Below are 21,064 nucleotides of genomic sequence, written 5' to 3' on the forward strand. Positions count from 1 at the left end.
CCCCCTTCACCGCGCTAGACGCGGTGAAGGGGGCCTTCACGTACTGAAAATCAGGCCGCCGGGGTGAACAACAGCGCCGTGTTGTGCCCGCCGAAGCCGAACGAGTTGCTGATCGCCGCGCCCAGCTCCACCTTGCGCGCCTCGCCGGAGACGACGTCGAGCTGCACCTTCGGGTCCAGGTCCTCGAGGTTCAGCGTCGCCGGGATGAGCCCGTGGTAGATAGCCAGGATCGTGGCGATGCCCTCGACCGCGCCCGCTCCGCCGACCAGGTGGCCGAGCGCGCCCTTGGGAGCCGTCACCACGACGTGCTCACCGATGGCGTTGCGGATCGCCGCGGCCTCGCCGACGTCGCCGACGACCGTCGAGGTCGCGTGCGCGTTGACGTGGCCGACGTCGGACGGGGAGACCCCGGCCATCGTCATCGCCTGCCGCATGGCGGCGATCTGGCCGACGCCCTCCGGGTGGTTGCCCGTGATGTGGTAGGCGTCCGAGGTGATCCCGTACCCGCTCAGCCGCGCGTAGATCCGCGCGTTGCGGGCCTTGGCCCGGTCCGCCCGCTCCAGGATCACGACACCGGAGCCCTCGCCGAGGACGAAACCGTCACGGTTCACGTCGAACGGCCTGGACGCCTTCGTCGGGTCGTCATTGCGGGTGGACACCGTCCGCGCCTGGGCGAAACCGGCGAGGGTGATCGGGTGGATGCACGATTCGGCACCACCGGCGATCACGACGTCGGCACGGCCGGAGCGGATCATCTCGTAGCCGGCGGCGATGCCTTCCGCGCCCGACGCGCAGGCCGACGCGGGCGAGTGCACACCGGCACGTGCCTTCAGGTCGATCCCGACGTGAGCGGCGGGGCCGTTCGGCATCAGCATCGGCACGGTCAGCGGGGAGACCTTGCGGAGTCCCTGCTTGTGCAGAAGGTCGTTCTGGGAGATCAGGGTGACCGGACCGCCGACACCGGTACCGATGGTCACCCCGAGGCGCTCGGGTTCCACATCCTGATGCTCGTCGGTCGGCTGCTCGAAGCCCGCGTCCGCCCAAGCCTGGCGGGCGGCGATGAGCGCCACCTGCTCACAGCGGTCCAGCCGCCGGGCCTGAACCCGCGGCAGGACTTCGGACGGGTCGACGGCGAGCATGGCGCCGATCTTCACCGGCAGCTCGAGTTCGTCGACCCAGTCGGCTTCGATGCGGCGGATCCCGCTCGCCCCGGCGAGCAGGCCGTCCCACGTGGACGCGACGTCCCCGCCGAGCGGCGTGGTCGCGCCCATCCCGGTGATCACGACGTCGTTGTTGCTCATTGGAGTCTCCCCAAGGTCGGCGCCAATCAAGAAGTCGGACTTACTTGGAGTTGGCCGACACGTAGTTCACCGCGTCGCCAACGGTCTTCAGGTTCGCCAGCTCGTCGTCCGGGATCTTGACGCCGAACTTGTCCTCGGCCTGGACAGCGATCTCCACCATGGACAGCGAGTCGATGTCGAGGTCGTCCACGAAGGACTTCTCGGCGGTCACGTCGTCCTGCGCCACACCGGCGACCTCTTCGACGATCTCGGCGAGGCCGGCGAGGATCTCTGCGTTGTCTGCCACTGGTTGTTCCCTTCTCGGTGATGCTTTCGGCTGCCCCGCGGACACGGTGCCCGCGGGGGAAGTATTCATCACGGGCAGACGAAGGCCTGGCCCGCGTAGGAGAGTCCGGCCCCGAAGCCCACGGCGAGCACGACGTCGCCCGTCTTGACGGTGCCCGCCTTGCGCATGTGGTCCAGCGCCAGCGGAATCGACGCGGACGAGGTGTTGCCCGAGTACTTGATGTCGTCGGCGACGACCATGTCCTCGCGGGCGCCCTTGGCACGCAGCTTCTTGGCGATGGCCTCGACGATGCGCAGGTTGGCCTGGTGCGGGATCAGAACGTCCACATCGGACGGTTCGAGCCCGGCCAGTTCCAGCGCCTGCATGGCGATCGGCGCGATCTGCGTGGTCGCCCAGCGGAAGACCGACTGGCCCTCCTGGTAGATCCACTTGTCGTCGCGCATGTAGATCAGGTCGACGTGCTCGCCGGCGCTGCCCCAGGCGACCGGGCCGATCTGCGGGGTGTCGGCCGCGCCGACCACCGCCGCGCCGGCGCCGTCGGCGAAGATGATCGCGTTCGCGCGGTCGACCGGGTCGACGTGGTCGGTCAGCTTCTCGGCACCGATGACGAGCGCCTTCTTCGCGCTGCCCGCCCGGATGAGGTCCGAGGCGACGCCGATGCCGTAACAGAATCCGGCGCACGCGGCGTTGAGGTCGAACGCGGCCGGATGCGTGATGCCGATCCGGTCGGCCACCTGCGCGGCGGCGTTCGGGATCTGGGTTGGCATCGTGCAGTTCGGCAGGATGACCGTGTCCACTTCGGACGGGTCCACACCGGCGTCGGCCAGCGCGGCGGTGCCCGCCTTGACCGCCATGTCGACCAGCGACTCGTCCTTCTCGGCGAACCGGCGCTCGACGATGCCGACCCGCTCGCGGATCCACTGGTCGTTGGTGTCCATGATCTTCGAGAGATCGTCGTTGGTCACGATCTTCTCGGGCTGGAAGCTCCCGACACCGAGGATGCGGGTCCCGGCGGCGCCCGGCGCCTGCCGCAAAGTGGATCGGTCGGTCACGAAGCGTCCTCCTGCCCCTGAAGCTTCGCCAGCTCGGCCGGCGTCTTCAGAGCGATCGTGGTGGTCACGGTTCCCTTGAGCTGCCGCTTGACCAGCCCGGTCAGCGTGCCCGCCGGCGGAAGTTCGAGCGTCGAGGTGACACCCGCGGTGACCAGACCGTCCATGGTCAGATCCCAGCGCACCGGGCTCGTGACCTGCTTGACCAGCCGGTCGAGGTACTCGGCCCCGCTGGTGACGACCTGGCCGTCGGCGTTCGACAGCAGCGGACGCGTCGGGTCCGCCGGGGTGATCTTCGCAGCGTGGGCGGCCAGCGCTTCACGCGCGGGTGCCATGTAGGAGGTGTGGAACGCGCCCGCGACCTTGAGCGCGCGGACCTTGGTGCCCTCCAGCGGCTCGGCCACGATCTTCTCGATCGCGCCGGCGGCGCCGGAGGCGACGATCTGGCCGGCGCCGTTGCGGTTCGCCGCGGCGAGTCCGTGGCCCTCGAGCCACGCGACGACCTGCTCCGGCTCGCCGAGCATGACCGCGGCCATGCTCGTGGGCTCCAGCGCGCACGCCTTCGCCATCTCGGCGCCGCGGACGGCGGCCAGCGCGACGGCGTCTTCGGGGCTCAGCACCCCGGCGATGGCGGCGGCCGCCAGCTCGCCGACGGAGTGACCCGCGACCGGCGCGTCCGCGGCGACCGGGGCCTCACGCTGAAGGTGCTCGAACGCCAGCAGTGACAGCGCCACGATCAGCGGCTGCGTGATCGCGGTGTCCTGGATCTCTTCGGCGTCCGCTTCGGTGCCGAGGCGGACGAGGTCGAGACCGGCCCGCTCGGACCACGCTTCGACGCGCGCGCGGGCGCCGTCGAGCTCGAGCCAAGGGGAGAGCATGCTGGGGGCTTGGGAACCCTGGCCGGGGGCGAGGACTGCAACTGTCACCCCATTAGAGAACACTCTCGGCCACCATGGTCGTGATGCCGACGCTCACCAAGTCCGGCCGACGTAATTGTCGGAACCCTCCAAAAGCGTCTTCCCGATCTCCGTGCTTAACCCAAAAGCCTTGTCGGGTTCAACCAGCTTTCCCTATGAACTCCGTCACTGCGCAGAGTTACCAACCGGTTTGCCGGAGACCCGCGTCCACCTGAGTGATTTGCCCGTTTCGGCGCGCCGGTGTGCCGGGTCCGGGTGTGCGCCCGGATCGCCGACCCGAGCGGCCGCTTCGGTCACCAGAGGCCGCGGGCACGGGCCAGCCGCCCGACCGTCAGCGCCACCTTCAGCACCCAGGCGTCCCGCGATTCGGCGGCGTGACGGCCGGTGAGTTCGGCCGCCTTCCGCAGCCGGTACCGGACGGTGTTCGGATGCACGAACAGCGTCCGCGCGCAGGTCTCCAGGACGCCGCCGCTGTCGAGGTAGGTCTCCACCGTCCTCAGCAAGGCCGGGCCCGCTTCCTCCAGCGGTCGCGCGATCTGCTCGACGAGCAGGCGCTCGGCCTCGGGATCGCCGGACAACGCGCGTTCCGGCAACAGGTCGATCGATCTCGCGGGCCGCGGGGCACCGGGCCAGCCGACGACGGCGCGCAGGCCGGAGAGCGCTTCGGTCGCGCTGTGGTGCGCTTCGGCGAGGGTGGGCACGGTCGGCCCGGCGACGACCGGGCCCTCGGCGAAGGCGACCGAGAGCTTGGCGAGGATCTCGCGGTCCTTGACGCTGCCGTCGGTGGGGCCGGCGACCACCACGACCAGCCGGGATCCCTGCACCGAAAGCAGCACGGGGCGCCCGACCCTGGCGGCGCGGCTGCGCACCTCGAACACCACGGCGGGCGGGTCGTCCGACGTCGGGGTGCCGACCAGCGCGGTGGCGGGCGCGGCCGGATCCCAGCCGAGCGCGGCCGCGCGGGAGAGCACCGCTTCCTCGGCGTCGCCGCGGACGATGCCGTCGACGACCAGCGCCTCCAGGCGCGCGTCCCAGGCGCCGCGCGCCTCGGCGGCGGCCGCGTAGGAGTTGGCGGCGGCGAACGCGATCTCCCTGCCGTAGCGGAGGATCCCTTCGATCAGCGCGGCTCGTTCGGCCTCGTTCGCGGCGAATTCCGGCAGCTGTTCCTCGAACACCTCGATCGCCAGGCGCACCATGCCGACCGCCTGCCGCAGGCTCACCCAGCGGGAGAGCTCGGCGGGTGCTTCGCGGAACGCCTCGGTGGTGAGGGACAGCGCCTCCTTGGCGTCGCGGAGCCAGTCGACGAAACCGGCGGCACCCGCCTGGGTGATCAGCAGGACGCTCGCGCGCTGGTCGGCGGGAAGGCGGGCGAACCAGGTCAGCCGCTCTTCCATCACCGCCACGCTCGCGCTCGCGAGCCGGCCGGAGGCGTGCTCGAGCCGCCGGAGGGTCTTGGCGGACAGCCCGTGGTGCTTGGGCACACGCCGTCCGGAAGTCGCATCAGCCATGGTCAGGCGATCCTAGTCCGGCGGGCAAAGGTGGCCCTCGTCCTGCGGCCGTTCGCCCGTCGGGTCCGAAGTGGACGGTAATCGGCGACGGAATTGCGAAAGGTCTCCGGATAAAACTCGAGGCCGCCCGGCGCTCGCGTTTTTCGCTGCGCCGGACGGCCTCGTCTCCCCGGTCCCCACCGGTAGGACAAGTATGGGACTTGTCGATCTTTTCCCGCTAGCTCACTCACTCGATCGTGGGTCGCCGAGTTGCCGGTCCGGTGCTCGTGATCAACGATCCCTCGCAAGCCGCACCGGTGTTGGGCGCGGATGCGCAGAGGAGGGAGTTCGCCGTGGGCGAGCAGCTGAAAGACGGTCTGGGACAAGCATGGAACCTTGTCGCCACCTTCGTGCCGAAATTGATCGGTTTCCTGATCATCCTGTTGATCGGCTGGTTGATCGCGAAAGCCGTGTCGAAGGCATTGGGACTGGTTCTGTCGAAGATCGGTTTCGGCAAGCTCATCGAGAAGACGGGTCTCACCGGAACGCTCAAACAGGCGAATGTCGACGCCGGCGGGATCCTCGTCAAACTCGTGTACTACTTCATTCTCCTGATCGCGCTGCAACTCGCGTTCGGTGTATTCGGTGAGAGCAATCCGGTCAGCGCGCTGCTCAACGACATCATCGCGTTCCTGCCGCGGATCCTGGTGGCGCTGGTGCTGGTGATCGTCGCGGCCGCCGTGGCGAAGGTCGTCCGCGACCTGGTGACCGGAGCCCTGTCCACCCGGCCCGCGGGACGGCTGCTCGGCACCATCGCCTACTGGATGATCATGGCGTTCGGCATCATCGCCGCGCTCGGCCAGGTGAACATCGCGACCGCGATCACCGGACCGGTCCTGATCACCGTGCTCGCCACCATCGGCGGCGTGATCGTCGTCGGCTTCGGCGGCGGTCTGATCAAGCCGGCGCAGGAGCGCTGGCAGGGCTGGCTGGCCAACCTGCAGGGGCAGCTGGAGGCCGGGGACGGCAAGCAGGAGGTCCGTTCGGAGCCGCCGACTTCGCCCGTCGGCATCGGTCGCGTAGATTCGTGAGCATCCCGCGGGCCCGGTGATCGAGGAAGGCACCGGGCCCGCGTGGAGTCGAAGGGCCCATCGCCGCGGAACACGCGGCGGAGGGCCCTTTCGCGTCTCCTCAGCGCCCCTCGAGCCGCCCGCCTGTTCCGCACCTCACACTCTCTGGGGAATGGGGCCGGATCGGAGCATGTTGGAGCGGTAGACGGAGAGGGGTGCGGACGTGGACTTCCTGCTGCACAACGGTGTCACGGTGCTCGGACAGTGGATTTCCTTCGCAGAGCTGGCTGGGCAGATCTTCGCGCTCGCCGTGGTCTTCCTGGCGCAACGCCGCACGTTGTGGACGTGGCCGGTGCAGGTCGGCGCCACCGTGCTGCTGTTCTCGGTCTACGTCTCCGCTCATCTCGGCGGGCTCGCGACCAGGCAGATCGCGATCCTCGCCATCTCGATCTACGGCTGGTGGGCCTGGTCCCGCCGCAGCGACCCGGTCTACGGCGTCGTCGTCCGCAAGGGCCGTCTCGGCGAGCGCCTGGCGATGATCGGCGCGTTCGCGATCGGCACCACCGCGATGGCGCTGGTCCTCGACGCGCTGGACGCCTCGTGGGCGCCGTGGCCGGACGCCGCGATCTTCGTCGGCACGCTGGTGGCCTTCGCCGCGCAGGGGGCGGGTCTCGTCGAGTTCTGGCTGGTGTGGCTGGTCGTCGACGCGATCGGCGTACCGCTGCAGCTCTCCTCGGGCCTGTACTTCTCGGCGGCGGTGTACATCGTGTTCGCCGGGCTGGTCGTGCACGGCTGGTGGAGCTGGAACCGCACCGCGAAGCAGGTGCGCACCGCTCCCGCCGGCGCCACCGCCGCGGCCCGCTGACCCCGCGTTTCGTCCTCTGAATGCGGTAGTTCGTATCGCCGACTACCGCATTCAGAGGACGAAACGCGTGGGGGTCAGCGCATGGTGGCGTGCGAGGGCTTGAGGTCGGCGAGGGTGCGGACACCCAGCAGCTGCATCGTCCGGACCATCTCGGCGCGCAGGATGTCCACGCACCGCTGAACCCCGCGCTCGCCCCCGGCCATCAGGCCGTAGAGGAACGCGCGCCCGATGAGCACCGCGTCCGCGCCGCGCGCGATGGCGGCCACGATGTCGCCGCCGGAGAGGATGCCGGTGTCGATCCACACCTCGGCGTCGCCCTGGATCTCGTCGAGCACCGCCGGGAGCAGTTCGATCGGCGTCGGCGCGCGGTCGAGCTGACGGCCGCCGTGGTTGGACAGCAGTACCGCGTCGGCGCCGTGCTTGACCACGTCACGCGCGTCGTCGACGTTCTGGATCCCCTTGACCACGAGCTTGCCCGGCCAGGTCTGGCGGACCCAGTCGAGGTCGTCGAAGTTCAGGGTCGGGTCGAAGAGCTGGTTGAGCAGCTCGGCGACCGTGCCGTCGAACTGGCTCAGCGACGCGAAGGTCAGCGGCTCGGTGGTCAGCAGGTTGAACCACCACGCCGGATGCATCGCGCCGTCGACGAACGTCTTGAGGGTGAGCGCGGGCGGGATGGTCAGCCCGTTGCGGACGTCGCGCAGCCGCGCGCCCGCGACCGGGGTGTCCACCGTCAGCATGAGCGTGTCGAAGCCGGCCGCCCAGGCGCGATTCATCAGATCTTCGCCCGCTTTGTGGTCGCGCCAGACGTAGAGCTGGAACCACTTGCGCGCCTCCGGGGCCGCCGCGGCGAGGTCTTCGATGGACGTCGTCGCCATCGTCGACAGGCCCATCGGGATGCCGTTGCGCTGTGCCACGCGGGCCACCGCGGACTCGCCCTCGTGGTTCATCATCCGCGTGAACCCGGTCGGCGCGAAGGCGAACGGCAGCTCCGAACGCTTGCCGAGGATCTCCTTGCCGGTGTCCACATCGGACACCCCGCGCAGGACGTTCGGGTGGAATTCCACGCTGCGGAAGGCCTGCCGGGCGCGGCGGAGGCTGTCCTCCAGCTCCGCGGCGCCGTCGGTGTAGTCGAAGGCCGCCCGCGGCGTGCGCTTGCGGGCGAGCATCCGCAGATCGGCGATCGTGTGCGCGCCCGCCAGCCGCCGGTCGGTCGGGTTGAGCACGATCGGCTTCGGCCGCAGGATCTGCTTCAGCTCACTCGGCTTCGGCAGTCGACGCTTGGTCACTCTCGCTCACCCTTTCCGCAAACATCCGATGTCTCACCCTAGCTCGTCCGCCTCCGGATGCGATGAAGGGACCTTTCCTCGCGAAATTCGGCGAGGAAAGGTCCCTTCATCTCGGCGTCAGGCGCTGCCGGAGTCCGACAACTGCGGACCCGCGGCGGCGACGTCGTCGAGGCGGTACTTGCGCGCCGCCTCAGCTGCCTTCGACTGGTCGACCTCGCCGCGCTTGGCCAGCGCGCTCAGCGTGCCGACCACGATCGACTGGGCGTCGACCAGGAACTTCCGCCGGGCGGCGGGACGGGTGTCGGAGAATCCGAACCCGTCGGTGCCCAGCGTCAGCATGTCGTTCGGCACCCAGGGGCGGATGAGGTCCGGCACGGCCCGCATCCAGTCCGAGACCGCGACGACCGGTCCGTTCGCACCGGACAGCTTCTGCGTGACGTACGGCACACGCGGGGTGTCGCCCGGGTGGAGCAGGTTTTCGTGGTCGGCCTCGACGGCCTCGCGCCGCAGCTCGGTCCACGACGTCGCCGACCACACGGCCGCGCGTACGCCCCACTCCTCGGCCAGCATCCGCTGGGCCCGCAGCGCGTCCGGCATGGTGACGCCGGAGACCAGGATCTGCGCCTCCGGGCCGTCGCCCGCCGGGGCGTCCGCGTACCTGTAGAGACCCTTGAGCAGGCCGTCGACGTCGAGGTTCTCGGGCTCGGCGGGCTGCTGGTAGGGCTCGTTGTAGATCGTCATGTAGTAGAAGATGTTCTCGCCGTTGCCGTCCGGCCCGGTCTCGCCGTACATCCGGCGAAGACCGTCCCGCACGATGTGGGCGATCTCGAACGACCACGCCGCGTCGTAGGCCACGACGGCCGGGTTGGTCGCCGCCAGCAGCAGCGAGTGCCCGTCGGCGTGCTGCAGGCCCTCACCGGTCAGCGTGGTGCGTCCGGCGGTGGCGCCGAGCACGAACCCGCGGGCCATCTGGTCCGCCGCCGCGTAGAGGCCGTCACCGGTCCGCTGGAACCCGAACATCGAGTAGAAGATGTAGATCGGGATCATCGGCTCGCCGTGCGTGGCGTACGAGGTGCCGACGGCGGTGAACGACGCGGTCGAGCCCGCCTCGTTGATGCCCTCGTGCAGGATGACGCCCTTTTCGGACTCCTTGTAGGCCAGCATCAGGCTCGCGTCGACCGACGTGTACGTCTGGCCGTGCGGGTTGTAGATCTTGGCCGTCGGGAACATCGAGTCGAGACCGAAGGTGCGCGCCTCGTCCGGGATGATCGGGACGATCCGCTTGCCGATCTCGGAGTCCTTCGCCAGCTCGCGGACGAGCCGGACGAACGCCATCGTGGTGGCGACCTCCTGCTTGCCCGAGCCCTTGCGGATGCCTTCGTAGACCTTGTCGCCGGGCAGCACGAGGGCCTTCGAGGCCTTCGGGCGGCGCTCCGGCAGGAACCCGCCGAGCGCGCGGCGGCGGCCGATCATGTACTCGATCTCGGGCGATTCCTTGCCCGGGTGGTAGTACGGCGGCAGCTTCGGGTCGCGCTCGAGCTCCTCGTCGCTGATCGGGATGCGCTGGGCGTCCCGGAACAGCTTGAGGTCGTCGAGGGTGAGCTTCTTCATCTGGTGCGTGGCGTTGCGGCCCTCGAAGGACGGTCCGAGGCCGTAACCCTTGATGGTGTGGGCCAGGATGACCGTCGGCTGGCCGTGGTGCTCCAGCGACGACTTGTAGGCCGCGTAGACCTTGCGGTAGTCGTGCCCGCCGCGCTTGAGGTTCCAGACGTCGGCGTCGGTGAGGTCCTTGACCAGTTCCTTGGTCCGCGGGTCGCGGCCGAAGAAGTGCTCGCGGACGAAGGCGCCGTCGTTGGCCTTGTAGGTCTGGAAATCGCCGTCCGGCGTGGTGTTCATCAGGTTGACCAGCGCGCCGTCGCGGTCCGCGTGCAGCAGCGAGTCCCACTCGCGGCCCCAGATGACCTTGATGACGTTCCAGCCGGCGCCGCGGAAGTACGACTCCAGCTCCTGGATGATCTTGCCGTTGCCGCGCACCGGGCCGTCGAGCCGCTGCAGGTTGCAGTTGATCACGAAGGTCAGGTTGTCGAGGCCTTCGCTCGCGGCCACGTGGATGAGGCCGCGCGATTCCGGCTCGTCCATCTCGCCGTCGCCGAGGAACGCCCAGACGTGCTGGTCGCTGGTGTCCTTGATACCGCGATCACGCAGGTAGCGGTTGAATCGCGCCTGGTAGATCGCGTTCATCGGGCCGAGGCCCATGGACACGGTCGGGTTCTCCCAGAACTCCGGCATCAGCCGCGGGTGCGGGTACGACGGCAGGCCGCCGCCCTCGCCGGCGTGCGAGAACTCCTGGCGGAAGCCGTCCAGCTGGTTCTCGGTCAGCCTGCCCTCGAGGAACGCGCGGGCGTAGATGCCGGGGGAGGCGTGGCCCTGGATGAAGATCTGGTCGCCGCCGCCCGAGTGGTCCTTGCCGCGGAAGAAGTGGTTGAAGCCCACTTCGTACAGCGCCGCGGACGAGCCGTAGGTGGAGATGTGCCCGCCGACGCCGACGCCGGGGCGCTGCGCGCGGTGCACCATGATCGCGGCGTTCCACCGGATGTAGGCGCGGTACCGGCGCTCGATCTCCTCGTCACCGGGGAACCAGGGTTCGTTCTCGGTGGGGATGGTGTTGACGTAGTCCGTCGACGTCAGCGCCGGGACGCCGACGTGGCGCTCCCTGGCCCGCTCGAGGATGCGCAGCATCAGGTACCGGGCGCGCTGCTGACCACCCCTGGCCAGCGCCTCGTCGAAGGAGTCCAGCCATTCGGCGGTCTCCTCCGGGTCGATGTCGGGCAGGTGCGCCGCCAATCCGTCACGGATGACGCGGACGCGTGCCGGGGTCTCCTTGCCGGAGGCGCCGTCGTTCTGCGGGGCCAAGGGGTCTCCTTGCGAAAGGTGGTAGCTGGTTGTGCTCGTACGCGGGCGTGTTCGCCTTCCATCGTCGTCCTCCGGTTCCGTTCGCGTCACCGCTACTGATCGGTAACGTTCGCGGACCCGATTGCGACACGCCTCGCACGCGCCTGTACTCGCGCGCGCGTTTTCTCTCCCACCCTAAAGCAGGCCGTTCGGAGGTGCCCAGGCGCGCCCGAAATGACCCCGTGGGAGTGGGCTGAATGTCCGTACGCCGCGACACGAGTTGTTCAAGATCCGGTGTGGACGGTTGCGCGGAACGCTTCACCAGTGTTCGCTAACGGGCATCGTGTACCCGAGTGTGGTGCCCGCCCGGTCGATCAGGCCGGCGCGACACCACGCTCCGTCGTAGTTGGAGGAGTGACAGCAGTGGTCGCCGCGGGAGACGCTGATCAGAGCAGCGTCGCCGAAAGGCTCGGGATCAAGCCGGACATGGTGGTCCAGGAGATCGGCTGGGACGAGGACGTCGACGACGACCTTCGTGCGGCGATCGAGGAACAGATCGGCGGCGACATCCTCGACGAGGACGCCGACGAGGTCATCGACGTGGTGCTGCTGTGGTGGCGCGAAGACGACGGTGATCTCGGTGACACGCTGATCGAGGTCCGGACTCCCCTGAACGAGAACGGCGTGATCTGGGTGCTGACCCCGAAGACGGGCCAGCCAGGGCATGTCGAGCCGAGTGACATCGCCGAGGCGGTGCCGCAGGTCGGGCTGGCGCAGACGGCCAACATCAGTGCCGGCCCCAAGTGGGCGGGCACCCGGCTGGTTTCGCCGAAATCGTCCAAGACCAAGCGGTGACTTCGGGAGCCGTGCGATCGACACGATAGGGTTGTCGTCGCAGGCCCCTGTTCGCTCTTGAGAGGAAACCGCCGGTATGGCCGTCGAGGTCGGATCGCAAGCCCCGGACTTCACGCTCAACGACTACAACAAGCAGTCCGTGACGCTGTCGTCCTTCAAGGGTGACAAGCCGGTCCTGCTCGTGTTCTACCCGTTCGCGTTCAGCGGCATCTGCACCGGTGAGCTGTGCCAGCTCCGCGACGAGTTCGCGGACTACGACGGCCAGGGCGTCCAGGTCATCGGCGTGTCCGTGGACACCCCGTTCTCGCTCAAGGCGTGGGCCGAGCAGGAGGGCTACCAGTTCCCGCTGCTTTCGGACTTCTGGCCGCACGGCGAGGTCGCGAAGGCCTACGGCGTCTTCAACGAGGCGGCCGGCCTGGCCACCCGCGGCACCTTCCTGATCGACAAGGACGGCGTCGTCCGGTTCGCCGAGGTCAACCAGCCCGGCGAGGCGCGCGACCAGCAGGCGTGGAAGAAGGCCGTGGCCGCGCTGGCCTGAGTCTTCACGGTGGCACCCGTGCGCGGGTGCCACCTCCCGGGCGCATAGCTCAGCGGGAGAGCACTCGGTTTACACCCGAGCGGTCGTAGGTTCGATCCCTACTGCGCCCACCGAAAACCCGGCGACACCCCGCTCGCGCGGGACTACCTTCAGCCGGATGCACGACCTCACGTGGCGGCCACTGCGGCCCGAGGACGCCCAGGCGTCGGCCGACCTTCTCAACACGATGGAGACCGTCGACCAGATCGGCGAGAACTACACGGCGGAGGACACCCTCCAGGAGCTGATCGACCCGTACGCGGACCTGGAACGGGCGAGTCTCGCCGCCTTCGACGGCGACGTGATGGCCGGCTACATGAAGATCCGCTACAAGCCGTCCGCGGAGGAGATCCATCGGGTCTTCCTCGACGGGGGAGTCCATCCCGCGTATCGCCGCCGGGGGATCGGCGGCGCGCTCGTCGACGCCGGGGTGGCGGCGGCGAAGGTGGTGCACGCGCTGCACCATCCCGGCGCGAAGCTCGTGGTGGACGTCAACCGGCCGGAGCGTATCGCCGGGCTGGCCGAGCTCGTCCGGTCCCGGGGGTTCGTGCCGGTGCGCTACTTCCAGCGGATGGAGCACTCGCTCACCGCGTCGGATGTGACGGCGCTCCCCGACGGGTTCGTGGTCGAGCCGTGGTCGGAGCGGAACGACGAGGACTTCCGGACGGTCCGGAACGCGGCGTACCGGGACCACTGGGGCGCGGTGCCGATGCCCGCCGAGCTCTGGCGGAACAAGATCACCAACCAGACTTTCCAGCCCGAGGCCAGTTTCCTGCTTCGCCGGGCGGGCTCCGCGGTGGGGATGCTGGTGACCATGTGGTGGGAGGCCGACACGGAGGCCACCGGCGTCCGGGACGCGCACTTCATGGCGATCGGGACACTCCGGGAGTACCGGCGGCGGGGTGTCGCGAGCGCGCTGATGGGGCACGCGCTGCGGGCCGTCGCCGAGCAGGGCTACGACCGCGCGAGTTTGAACGTGGACTCGGCGGATCCGTCCGGGGCGTTCGGGGTCTTCGAGAAGGCGGGCTTCGTGCCGACGATGCGGTATGTGCGCTGGGCACTCGAAGCCTGACGTCATGCGCGGGGCCGAAGTGCCTGAAGGCCCCCTTCCTGTACCTAGACGCAAGGAAGGGGGGCCTTCATGTACTTGGCAAGGTGGTTATTGCAGGCGGAGCGCACGTGGTGAGCCTGAAGGCAGTGAGGGCCTCCTTCACTACCTTCAGGGTAGGCAAGGAGGCCCTCACGGACCCTGAGCCGCTGGGGCGGGTGAGGGGAACTTCGAGGGACTCTGGGTCCCTCAAGGGGGCCTTCACGGCACACCGCGATCCCGCCGCCGACGACCCACCCAGCGCATTTAGTCGACTGAATGCACACGTGAAGGCCCCCTTCCCGCGGCTCAGCCGAGGGAAGGGGGCCTTCACGCACCCCCAACACCTGTGGAACGTCTTCGGTTTTCGGCGGTCTGGTCTGCCCCCTCGGCAGGCCAGACCGCCGGTGCGCCGCGCCGCGGGTGGCGAACTTTCGGCTGCACAAGACAGGAGACGGTCGGGACTGCCCAGATACATCAAGATCGGCGGCCATTGGAGTGATCCGGGCCGCGAGGGGCGATCACGCTGAGCGACTAAGCGCGGATGAGCCGGTTCGCCAGCGTCGACATCGTGTAGGCCCCGATGCCCATGACGACTTCGAGGGCGTTCCGTTCGGTGTATCCGTGCCCGAAGAAGGTCCGCAGGGTGTCGTCGTCGACGGCGCCCGCGGTTTCGAGCACCGCCAGCGTGAACTGCCGGATGGCTTCCAGCCGCTCGTCGGGAACCGGCTGCTGCGAGCGAAGCGCCGCGATGACGTCGTCGTCGGCGTGATGCCCCTTCAGTTTGCCGGTGTGGATCTCGACGCACACCTCGCAGCCGTTGCGGGTCGCCACGGTCATCACGACCGTTTCCCGCGCGAGGGGGTCGAGTGTCGTCCGCTCGAAGCTCGCGCTGAGTTTCAGGAATCCGTCGAGCAGCTCGGGTGACGACGCCTGCCGGGCGACGGCGGTGGGGAGGTGCCCGAACTTCCGGATGGTCGCTTCCATGGCGCGACGCGAGGCTTCGGGCGCGGTTTCGACGGTGTGATCGGTGAACAAGGTTCCCCCTAAGATGGTCAACGTGGTTGACGAAAAGGTAAACCAGGTTGTCGAATCTGGCAAGCGGGTTCGCGAAACCCCCGGCTTCGAGCTGCCGCTCCTGTTGTTCGCGGGCTTCCGCTCGATCATCGACCGGCTGCACGCCGAACTCGCCGAGCAGGGACATCCCGACGTCCGCCCGGTGTACGGCTTCGCCATGCAGGCCATCGGCCGCGAAGGTGCGACGGCGAGCGAGATCGGGCGGCGGCTCGGGGTCAGCAAGCAGGCGGCGGGCAAGACCGTCGACAAGCTGGAACAGCTCGGTTACGTCGCCCGTGTCGACGACCCGGCCGACGCGCGGCGCAAGGTCGTGCGGCTCACCGGCCGCGGATTCGACTCACTCGGCCGGTCGGCGGCGATCTTCGAGGAGTTGCGCAAGGAATGGGCCGACGCGTTGGGCATCGACAGGGTCCGCGCGCTCGAAGCCGACCTCCGCGCGATGGCGCCCGCGGACGGTTTCCGGCTCGACGTCGCCGGCTGGTTCGGCGTCTAGAACGGGCAACCCGGGTTCGGCGCGTCCTGTGAGAGCGGGCTGCCGTGCGGCAGGACGTAGAGCACCTCCAGGATCACCGGTGTCGTCCCGAGGTTCCGTCCGATGTGGACGGTGTCGCTCGGCTCGGTGAAGACGGCGCCCTTCCGGTACAGGCCGTCGAGCCCGCAGTCCGCCGAGTTGTGCGTCAGCGTGCCTGCTTTCACATACGCGTACAGCTTTCCGTCGTGGTAGTGCCAGCCGGTGTAGCCGCCGGGCTGGATGACGACCTCGCGCAGCACGTAGTCGGTGTTCCCGACCGTCCTCTGCTCGAAGATCGTCCCGCTCACCCCGGACCCGGGAGTCGCCTCGGCCGTCGCGGGGACGGCGAGCGCGAGAACGAGGGTGGCGAGCAGCGTGGTCACGGACCGCAGGCGCATGAGCGAACGGTACCGCGATCGGCACTGCCCGAAAGGGTCGTTCATTCCGCCCGAAGCGTCCGCCGCAGCATCTTGCCGCTCTCCGTCCGAGGCAGCCGGTCCCGGAAGTCGAACCGGCGTGGCGTCTTGAATCCGGCGAGCTCGGCCCGGCAGTGTGCTTCGAGCCGTTCCGCCAGCGCGGGATCCCCGGTGACGCCCTCGGCAGGCTGCACGACGGCGACGACCCGTTGCCCCCATTCGGGATCCGGCTCCCCGATCACCGCGACGTCGGCGACTTCGGGATGGCTCAGCAGCCGCGCCTCGATCTCGGCGGGGTAGATGTTCACGCCGCCGGAAAGGATGAGATCCGTCCGCCGGTCGCACAGGAACACCCGTCCGGCGGCGTCGAGATAGCCGACGTCCCCGACGGTGACGAACTCCCCGGAGCGCGCGGCGGCCGTCTTGCCCGGATCGCCGTGATAGTCGAATTTCGTGTGCGCGGAACTGAAGTAGAGCATCCCGGCCTCGCCCGCGGGAAGTTCGCGCCCGTCGTCGTCGAGGACCTCGACCCGCACGCCGTCCAACGGCTTGCCGACGGTGCCCGGTGCGGTGAGCCATTCGCGCGCGTGCACCGCCGTGATCAGCCCCTCGGACGCGCCGTAGTACTCGTGGACCACCGGCCCGAGCCAGTCGAGCATCCGCTCCTTGACCTCCCGAGGGCACGGCGCGGCCCCGTGGATCACCGACGTCAGGCTCGACAGGTCGTGGCGCGCACGCACGTCCCCGGGCAGCCGCAGCAGGCGGTGGAACATCGTCGGCACCAGATGCGTGCTCGTCACGCGGTGCTTTTCGGTGAGCCGCAGCGTTTCCGCGGCGTCGAACCGGTCCATCAGCACGAGCGTGTGCCCGAGATGCAGGCTCGCGGTCGAGAACATCCCGGGCGCCGCGTGGTAGAGCGGGCAGGCGACGAGGTGCACGCCGTGCCCCGGCCGGACATCCAGGCGTTCGAGGGTGTGCGCGTGGATCGGATGCAGCGCGGGCGGCCGCCCGGACAGGGCGCGCCGGACACCTTTGGGGCGCCCCGTGGTCCCGGAGGTGTAGAGCATCGTCTGCCCGGCGGTCCGCCGCTCCGGCGTGGTCGTGGGCCGGTCCGTTCCCCATGTCGCGTACTCGGCCCAACCGGGTGTCTCGCCGCGCGAAAACCGCTGCAGGCCATCCAGTTCCGCCGTGCACGTGGCCGCGATGTCCGCGTCCGCGACGGCGACCTTGGCGCCGCTGTCGGCCGCGATGTAGGCGATCTCGGCAGGCGAGGACCGGTGGTTGACCGGCGTGAAGTACATCCCCGCCTGCAAGGTGGCCAGCAGGAGCTCGTAGTAGGTGAGTCCATTGTGGATGATCGCGACGACGCCGTCGCCCTCACCGAGGCCGAGCGCCCGCAAAGCGTGGGTCAGCTGGTTCGCACGCGCCGAAAGTTCGCCGAAGGTGGTCTCCCGGCCGTCCACGTCGATCACCGCGACGCGGCCGGGGTCCTCGGCCGCGACTTCGTAGAAGGTGCTCATTCCGGGCGCCGCAGGGATTCCAGATGCCGCCGGAGCACCGTGCGCATCAGTTCCGGCGAGGTCCGGCCCGCCGACAACGCGAGCCCGTCCAGCAGGGCGGCGAGCCGCTCGGTCTCGACGGCCAGGTCGAGGCCGCCGGGCAGGCCGCCCGCTTCGTTCGCGCCGTCGAGCACCCGGCGGACGAGGAAGCGCACCCCCTCGTACATACGGGTGGCCTCCTCGGCGAGGTCGGGCCGGTTCTTCGCGGCGGCCGAGAACGCCAGCCAGACGTCGGCTTCGGCGCGGGTCTGCTCGGTGAGCGGAAGAAGTTCGCCGAGGAACGCCTCGGTGACTTCCCGCCGCCGTGAGCGTGGTGTCGCGGGGTCGAGCAGCACGGGGATGTGTTCCGCCAGCCGGGCCTCCAGCCGGTCGCCGAGCGCGCGCATGGCGAACACGATCAGCTCGTCGTGGCCGCCGAAGTAGTGCCGCACCGAACCGATCGCGAGGCCCGCCTCCTCGGCCACGCTCCGGAGTGACGCCTGTGCGAGGCCGTCCCGCTGGATCACCCGGAAGACGGCTTCGGCTATCTCCAGGCGGCGGGCTTCCGGATCGACGATCTTGGGCACGTTGTCTTTATAGCACGACCTTGCTATTTTATTTGGCACAGTCATGCTACAAAGGGGGAGTTCATGCGGACCTGGTTGCTGATCGCGCTGGTGGTCGCCGTCGTGATCGTGCTCATCGTGCGAAGGCTGCGCGGGGAGCCGTTGGTGGCCCGGGAGGTGTTCGGGGCGCCGGTGATCCTGCTCGCGATCGGTGTCTACGGCTTGGTCAAACTGGAGGTCTTCACTTTCACCGACGGCCTGTGGCTCGTGCTGGGGTCCGCGGTCGGATGCGGGCTCGGCGCGGTGCGCGCCACCACCACGAAACTGTTCGAGCGCGACGGAGTGCTGTGGCTGCGCTACACCGGCTGGACGTTCGGCGTGTGGATGCTGTCGCTGCTGGTGAACTTCGGGATCGGGTTCCTGGCCACCACGGCGGGGGCGCATCCCGACGCGCGGCCGGTGACGTTGTCGATCGGCGTCAGCCTGCTGGGGGAGGCGCTGGTGATCGGCAAGCGTGCGAAGACGACGGGACTGCCGTACGCCCCGCCGTCCGATTCGCTGCTTTCCCGCCGTTAGGCCAGTTTCCCGACTTCGCCGACGAGGAGAGCGATGTCGTCTTCGGTGTTGAAGTAGTGCACCGAAGACCGGACCATCGGCGGCAGTCCGCGCTCGGCGAAGTCGAACTGGGCGGACGTCGCCTCGGTGACGCTGACGTTGATCTTCGCCGCGGCCAGGCGCCGTTTCACTTCCTGTGACGGCGTTTTCGCCACGCTGAACGTGACGATGCCGCACTGGCGCACGCCCTGGTCGTGGACGTGGACGCCAGGGATCTCACGCAGCGCGTCACGCAGCTTCGCCGCGAGCGCGGCGACGCGGTTTTCGATGGCGGGCATGCCCCATTCGAGGGCGTAGTCGATCGCCGCGCCGAGACCGTGCAGGGCGGCGTGATCGCGTTCCCAGACCTCGAACATCTTGGCCGTCGGATCGACTTCGTAGCTTTCGGGCGCCGTCCACACCGCCGAGTGAAGATCGAGCATCGCGGGCTCGACGCGTTCACGCAGACGCGGGTGCGCGTAGAGGAATCCGGTGCCCCGCGGTCCGCGCAGGTACTTGCGGCCGGTCACGCTGAGCGCGTCGCAGTTCAGGCGGGCGACGTCGAGGTCGATCTGGCCGGCGCTCTGGCACGCGTCCAGCAGGAACGGGATCCCGGCCGCCCTGGCCACCGCGCCGATCTCCTCGGCCGGGTTCACCAGCCCGCCCTGGGTCGGCACGTGGGAGACGGCGATCAGCTTGACGTCGCCGTCGACGCGGCGCTTGAGGTCCTCGACGTCCAGCTGCCCGGACTCGTCGTTGTCGACCACTTCGACGACGGCGCCGGTGCGCTTGGCGATCTGCAGGAACGAGATGACGTTGCTCGCGTATTCGGATTTCGCCGTCAGGATCCGGTCGCCGGCGGCGAACGGCAGCGCGTAGAAGATCGCCTGCCACGAGCGGGTCGCGTTGTCGGTCAGGGCGATGTCGGCCGGGTCCGCGCCGACGAGGCGGGCGGCCGAGGCGTAGACGCCGTCCATCCGCTCCACGGTCGCCGCGGCCTGCTCGTATCCGCCGATCAGAGCCTCTTCGCGCAGGTAATCGACGACGGTGTCGGTCACCCGCGCGGGCGGCAGCGACGATCCGGCGTTGTTGAGGTGGACCACCTCCGCGCAGCCCGGGGTTTCGGCGCGGGCGCGGTGCACATCGAAGTCCGTCATGCCTAACTGAATACAGTACGGTCGAAGTGCATGCAATACTGCACCGATGACGAGGAACCTGCTCCGCCGCGACCTCGCGGAGGAGATCACCGCACGCGTGCTCGACGGCCGGATCGCCGCGGACAGCCGCATCAACGAGGTGCATCTCGCCCGCGAGCTGGGCGTCAGCCGGACTCCGTTGCGCGAGGCGCTGATCGGGCTGGCCGATCGCGGCCTGCTCGTCTCGGCGCCGAACCGGGGTTTCCTCGTGCCCCCGTTCGATCCGGACGAGGCCCGGCAGCTGTACCCGCTCGTCGCGGAGCTGGAATCGCTCGCGTTGCGCTGGAGTTCGCCGCAGGATCTCGCCGGGCTCACCGGCGGCCTTGACCGGATCGCCGACGAGATGGCCGAGGAGCTGGGACGACAGGGCGACTTGTCCACTTTGGACGATCGATGGCACGCGCTGCTCGTCTCGCGTTGCACGAATCCGCATCTGCTGCGCCTGCTGGAGCAGACGAAGCCGCTGCTGAAACGCTATGACGCGCGCTATTTCGGTGGCGTCGAGCGGTCGAGGGAGAGTATCGACGAGCACCGCCGGATCGCCGAGGCGATCCGCGCCGCGGACCTCGGCGCGGCCGTTGGGCTGCTCCGGCGGAACTGGGTGAAAACGTTGGCATATCTGGAAGACATGGGGTGACACGATGTTCGTGACGGCACATCTGAGCGACAACCATCTCGACGGCGGGGAGCGCGCCGACGAACGGACGGCGCGGGTCATGCGGTACCTGGAGAGCCTGGCGACACCGGTCGACGCGATCCTCGTGACCGGTGACATCTCCGACCACGGCACCGTCGAGGAGTACCGGCGCGCGGCCGAGCTCTTCAAGACCGACACGCCGCTGTTCACCTGCCCCGGCAACCACGACAAGCGCGGCCCGTTCCGCGAAGGGCTGCTCGGGCAGGCGCCGGACGAATCGCCGGTCAACATGGCGCACACCGTCGGCGACGTCACGTTCGTCATGGCCGATTCGAGTATCCCCGGCAAGCCGGACGGGCAGTTCGACGACGAGACCATGGCGTGGCTGGACGGCGTCCTCGCCGGCGGGGACGGCCCCGCGTTCATCGCCTTCCACCACCCGCCGGTGCCGCTCGGCCTGCCGCTGGTGGACGCGATGCGTCAGTACGGCGAGGACAAGCTGGCCGAGGTGCTCGCCCGCCACCCGCGCGTGGCCGCCCTGCTCTGCGGGCACGTCCACACCGCGGCGTCGACGACGTTCGCGGGGGTGCCGCTGCGGTCGGCGCCGTCGGTCGGGTCGAGCATCCTGTTCCCGTGGGAGGAGAACGGTCTCCGGCACTGGAACGAAGGCGGCCCGATCGACTACGACCTGCCGCCGTCGCTGCTGTTCCACGTGCTGCACGACGACGGCAGGCTGACCACGCACCAGCGGGTCGTGCCGGCCTGAATTTCGCGGGACTGGCCGGAACAGGTGTTGGGGGGGGGGGCGGAGCTGGCCAAACAACCAAACGCAGGGGGGTGGGGCGAACAAAAAGGGG

The 21,064-nt window shown here is 69.1% G+C and carries 21 protein-coding genes and 1 tRNA gene; 10 read left to right on the forward strand and 12 right to left on the reverse strand.

The genetic code is table 11. From position 1 onward, the window contains the following. Nucleotides 1–50 precede the first annotated feature (50 nt). From ACFWIW_RS38935 to ACFWIW_RS38955, 5 genes are all read right to left on the reverse strand, one after another. A complete protein-coding gene (locus ACFWIW_RS38935) occupies nt 51–1,301 on the reverse strand; it encodes a beta-ketoacyl-[acyl-carrier-protein] synthase family protein (protein ID WP_378373077.1) in 1,251 nt (416 codons plus the stop codon). A 40-nt stretch (nt 1,302–1,341) separates the two neighbouring features. Beyond that, the gene (locus ACFWIW_RS38940; protein ID WP_004559006.1) at nt 1,342–1,587 is read right to left on the reverse strand and encodes an acyl carrier protein; all 246 of its coding nucleotides are present in this window, start codon (nt 1,585–1,587) and stop codon (nt 1,342–1,344) included. A 68-nt stretch (nt 1,588–1,655) separates the two neighbouring features. Then, a complete protein-coding gene (locus ACFWIW_RS38945) occupies nt 1,656–2,639 on the reverse strand; it encodes a beta-ketoacyl-ACP synthase III (RefSeq protein ID WP_378373078.1) in 984 nt (327 codons plus the stop codon). Beyond that, the gene (locus ACFWIW_RS38950; protein WP_378373079.1) at nt 2,636–3,562 is read right to left on the reverse strand and encodes an ACP S-malonyltransferase; all 927 of its coding nucleotides are present in this window, start codon (nt 3,560–3,562) and stop codon (nt 2,636–2,638) included. The genes ACFWIW_RS38945 and ACFWIW_RS38950 overlap by 4 nt, the downstream gene beginning before the upstream one ends. 284 nt (nt 3,563–3,846) lie before the next feature. Next, on the reverse strand, nt 3,847–5,061 hold the full coding sequence (locus ACFWIW_RS38955; protein WP_240594145.1) for a CdaR family transcriptional regulator: 1,215 nt from the start codon (nt 5,059–5,061) through the stop codon (nt 3,847–3,849). Between the two features lie 332 nt (nt 5,062–5,393). Between ACFWIW_RS38955 and ACFWIW_RS38960 the strand changes: the two genes are divergently transcribed. Further along, nucleotides 5,394–6,131: a hypothetical protein gene (locus ACFWIW_RS38960; RefSeq protein WP_240594144.1), complete on the forward strand. Its 738-nt coding sequence runs from the start codon at nt 5,394–5,396 to the stop codon at nt 6,129–6,131. 202 nt (nt 6,132–6,333) lie between these two features. Continuing rightward, nucleotides 6,334–6,975, forward strand: coding sequence for a nicotinamide riboside transporter PnuC (locus ACFWIW_RS38965; protein ID WP_378373080.1), 642 nt, complete (start codon nt 6,334–6,336; stop codon nt 6,973–6,975). A gap of 74 nt (nt 6,976–7,049) precedes the next feature. Here the strand turns inward: ACFWIW_RS38965 and ACFWIW_RS38970 are convergent, their stop codons facing one another. Both ACFWIW_RS38970 and aceE read right to left on the reverse strand, forming a co-directional pair. Further along, the gene (locus ACFWIW_RS38970; protein ID WP_378373081.1) at nt 7,050–8,261 is read right to left on the reverse strand and encodes an alpha-hydroxy-acid oxidizing protein; all 1,212 of its coding nucleotides are present in this window, start codon (nt 8,259–8,261) and stop codon (nt 7,050–7,052) included. A gap of 117 nt (nt 8,262–8,378) precedes the next feature. Beyond that, a complete protein-coding gene (gene aceE, locus ACFWIW_RS38975) occupies nt 8,379–11,174 on the reverse strand; it encodes a pyruvate dehydrogenase (acetyl-transferring), homodimeric type (protein ID WP_378373082.1) in 2,796 nt (931 codons plus the stop codon). A 402-nt stretch (nt 11,175–11,576) separates the two neighbouring features. On the opposite strand from aceE, the gene ACFWIW_RS38980 reads away from it, so the two are divergent. The 4 genes from ACFWIW_RS38980 (at nt 11,577) to ACFWIW_RS38995 (ending at nt 13,657) form a co-directional block, all read left to right on the forward strand. After that, on the forward strand, nt 11,577–12,008 hold the full coding sequence (locus ACFWIW_RS38980; protein ID WP_016336117.1) for a DUF3052 domain-containing protein: 432 nt from the start codon (nt 11,577–11,579) through the stop codon (nt 12,006–12,008). Nucleotides 12,009–12,084: 76 nt separating this feature from the next. Beyond that, a complete protein-coding gene (locus ACFWIW_RS38985; RefSeq protein WP_378373083.1) occupies nt 12,085–12,546 on the forward strand; it encodes a peroxiredoxin in 462 nt (153 codons plus the stop codon). 38 nt (nt 12,547–12,584) lie between these two features. Next, nucleotides 12,585–12,656 (forward strand) — tRNA-Val (locus ACFWIW_RS38990). 47 nt (nt 12,657–12,703) lie between these two features. Next, nucleotides 12,704–13,657 carry a GNAT family N-acetyltransferase gene (locus ACFWIW_RS38995; RefSeq protein ID WP_378373084.1) on the forward strand — a complete coding sequence of 318 codons (954 nt, stop codon included), beginning with the start codon at nt 12,704–12,706 and terminating at the stop codon, nt 13,655–13,657. Nucleotides 13,658–14,206: 549 nt separating this feature from the next. Here the strand turns inward: ACFWIW_RS38995 and ACFWIW_RS39000 are convergent. Further along, on the reverse strand, nt 14,207–14,710 hold the full coding sequence (locus ACFWIW_RS39000) for a carboxymuconolactone decarboxylase family protein (RefSeq protein ID WP_378373085.1): 504 nt from the start codon (nt 14,708–14,710) through the stop codon (nt 14,207–14,209). Nucleotides 14,711–14,723: 13 nt separating this feature from the next. Between ACFWIW_RS39000 and ACFWIW_RS39005 the strand changes: the two genes are divergently transcribed. After that, nucleotides 14,724–15,242 (forward strand): MarR family winged helix-turn-helix transcriptional regulator, encoded by a 519-nt coding sequence (locus tag ACFWIW_RS39005; protein WP_378373086.1) that lies wholly within the window; start codon nt 14,724–14,726, stop codon nt 15,240–15,242. On the opposite strand, the gene ACFWIW_RS39010 is transcribed toward ACFWIW_RS39005, so the two are convergent. From ACFWIW_RS39010 to ACFWIW_RS39020, 3 genes are read right to left on the reverse strand one after another with little or no spacing between them, the layout of a single operon-like run. Beyond that, nucleotides 15,239–15,658: a cupin domain-containing protein gene (locus ACFWIW_RS39010; RefSeq protein ID WP_378373087.1), complete on the reverse strand. Its 420-nt coding sequence runs from the start codon at nt 15,656–15,658 to the stop codon at nt 15,239–15,241. The two genes, ACFWIW_RS39005 and ACFWIW_RS39010, sit on opposite strands and share 4 nt — an antisense overlap. 41 nt (nt 15,659–15,699) lie before the next feature. Beyond that, nucleotides 15,700–17,196, reverse strand: a complete 1,497-nt coding sequence (locus ACFWIW_RS39015; RefSeq protein WP_378373088.1) for an AMP-binding protein — start codon at nt 17,194–17,196, stop codon at nt 15,700–15,702. After that, complete coding sequence (locus tag ACFWIW_RS39020) at nt 17,193–17,801, reverse strand: TetR/AcrR family transcriptional regulator (RefSeq protein ID WP_378373089.1); 609 nt, start codon at nt 17,799–17,801, stop codon at nt 17,193–17,195. Before ACFWIW_RS39020 ends, ACFWIW_RS39015 begins: the two co-directional genes overlap by 4 nt. 63 nt (nt 17,802–17,864) lie before the next feature. Here ACFWIW_RS39020 and ACFWIW_RS39025 point away from each other — a divergent pair, with 63 nt between their 5' ends. After that, nucleotides 17,865–18,356, forward strand: a complete 492-nt coding sequence (locus ACFWIW_RS39025) for a DUF1453 domain-containing protein (protein WP_378373090.1) — start codon at nt 17,865–17,867, stop codon at nt 18,354–18,356. On the opposite strand, the gene ACFWIW_RS39030 is transcribed toward ACFWIW_RS39025, so the two are convergent. Continuing rightward, complete coding sequence (locus ACFWIW_RS39030) at nt 18,353–19,531, reverse strand: aminotransferase class V-fold PLP-dependent enzyme (protein WP_378373091.1); 1,179 nt, start codon at nt 19,529–19,531, stop codon at nt 18,353–18,355. The genes ACFWIW_RS39025 and ACFWIW_RS39030 overlap by 4 nt on opposite strands. A gap of 46 nt (nt 19,532–19,577) precedes the next feature. Here ACFWIW_RS39030 and ACFWIW_RS39035 point away from each other — a divergent pair, with 46 nt between their 5' ends. After that, nucleotides 19,578–20,207, forward strand: coding sequence for a GntR family transcriptional regulator (locus tag ACFWIW_RS39035; protein ID WP_378373092.1), 630 nt, complete (start codon nt 19,578–19,580; stop codon nt 20,205–20,207). Between the two features lie 4 nt (nt 20,208–20,211). Then, a complete protein-coding gene (locus ACFWIW_RS39040; RefSeq protein WP_378373093.1) occupies nt 20,212–20,973 on the forward strand; it encodes a metallophosphoesterase in 762 nt (253 codons plus the stop codon). Nucleotides 20,974–21,064 lie beyond the last annotated feature (91 nt).

The organism is Amycolatopsis sp. NPDC058340 (genome assembly GCF_042723975.1).
In the GTDB taxonomy this organism is placed as follows: domain Bacteria; phylum Actinomycetota; class Actinomycetes; order Mycobacteriales; family Pseudonocardiaceae; genus Amycolatopsis.

Excerpts from the sequence above, each read along its gene's own strand:
- ACFWIW_RS39025 (WP_378373090.1), top strand. The coding sequence starts at position 17,865 with ATGCGGACCTGGTTGCTGATCGCGCTGGTGGTCGCCGTCGTGATCGTG.
- ACFWIW_RS39035 (WP_378373092.1), top strand. The coding sequence starts at position 19,578 with ATGACGAGGAACCTGCTCCGCCGCGACCTCGCGGAGGAGATCACCGCA.
- ACFWIW_RS38955 (WP_240594145.1), bottom strand. The coding sequence starts at position 5,061 with ATGGCTGATGCGACTTCCGGACGGCGTGTGCCCAAGCACCACGGGCTG.
- ACFWIW_RS38935 (WP_378373077.1), bottom strand. The coding sequence starts at position 1,301 with ATGAGCAACAACGACGTCGTGATCACCGGGATGGGCGCGACCACGCCG.
- ACFWIW_RS39030 (WP_378373091.1), bottom strand. The coding sequence starts at position 19,531 with ATGACGGACTTCGATGTGCACCGCGCCCGCGCCGAAACCCCGGGCTGC.
- ACFWIW_RS39010 (WP_378373087.1), bottom strand. The coding sequence starts at position 15,658 with ATGCGCCTGCGGTCCGTGACCACGCTGCTCGCCACCCTCGTTCTCGCG.
- ACFWIW_RS38995 (WP_378373084.1), top strand. The coding sequence starts at position 12,704 with ATGCACGACCTCACGTGGCGGCCACTGCGGCCCGAGGACGCCCAGGCG.
- ACFWIW_RS39015 (WP_378373088.1), bottom strand. The coding sequence starts at position 17,196 with ATGAGCACCTTCTACGAAGTCGCGGCCGAGGACCCCGGCCGCGTCGCG.
- ACFWIW_RS39005 (WP_378373086.1), top strand. The coding sequence starts at position 14,724 with ATGGTCAACGTGGTTGACGAAAAGGTAAACCAGGTTGTCGAATCTGGC.
- ACFWIW_RS39040 (WP_378373093.1), top strand. The coding sequence starts at position 20,212 with ATGTTCGTGACGGCACATCTGAGCGACAACCATCTCGACGGCGGGGAG.
- ACFWIW_RS38985 (WP_378373083.1), top strand. The coding sequence starts at position 12,085 with ATGGCCGTCGAGGTCGGATCGCAAGCCCCGGACTTCACGCTCAACGAC.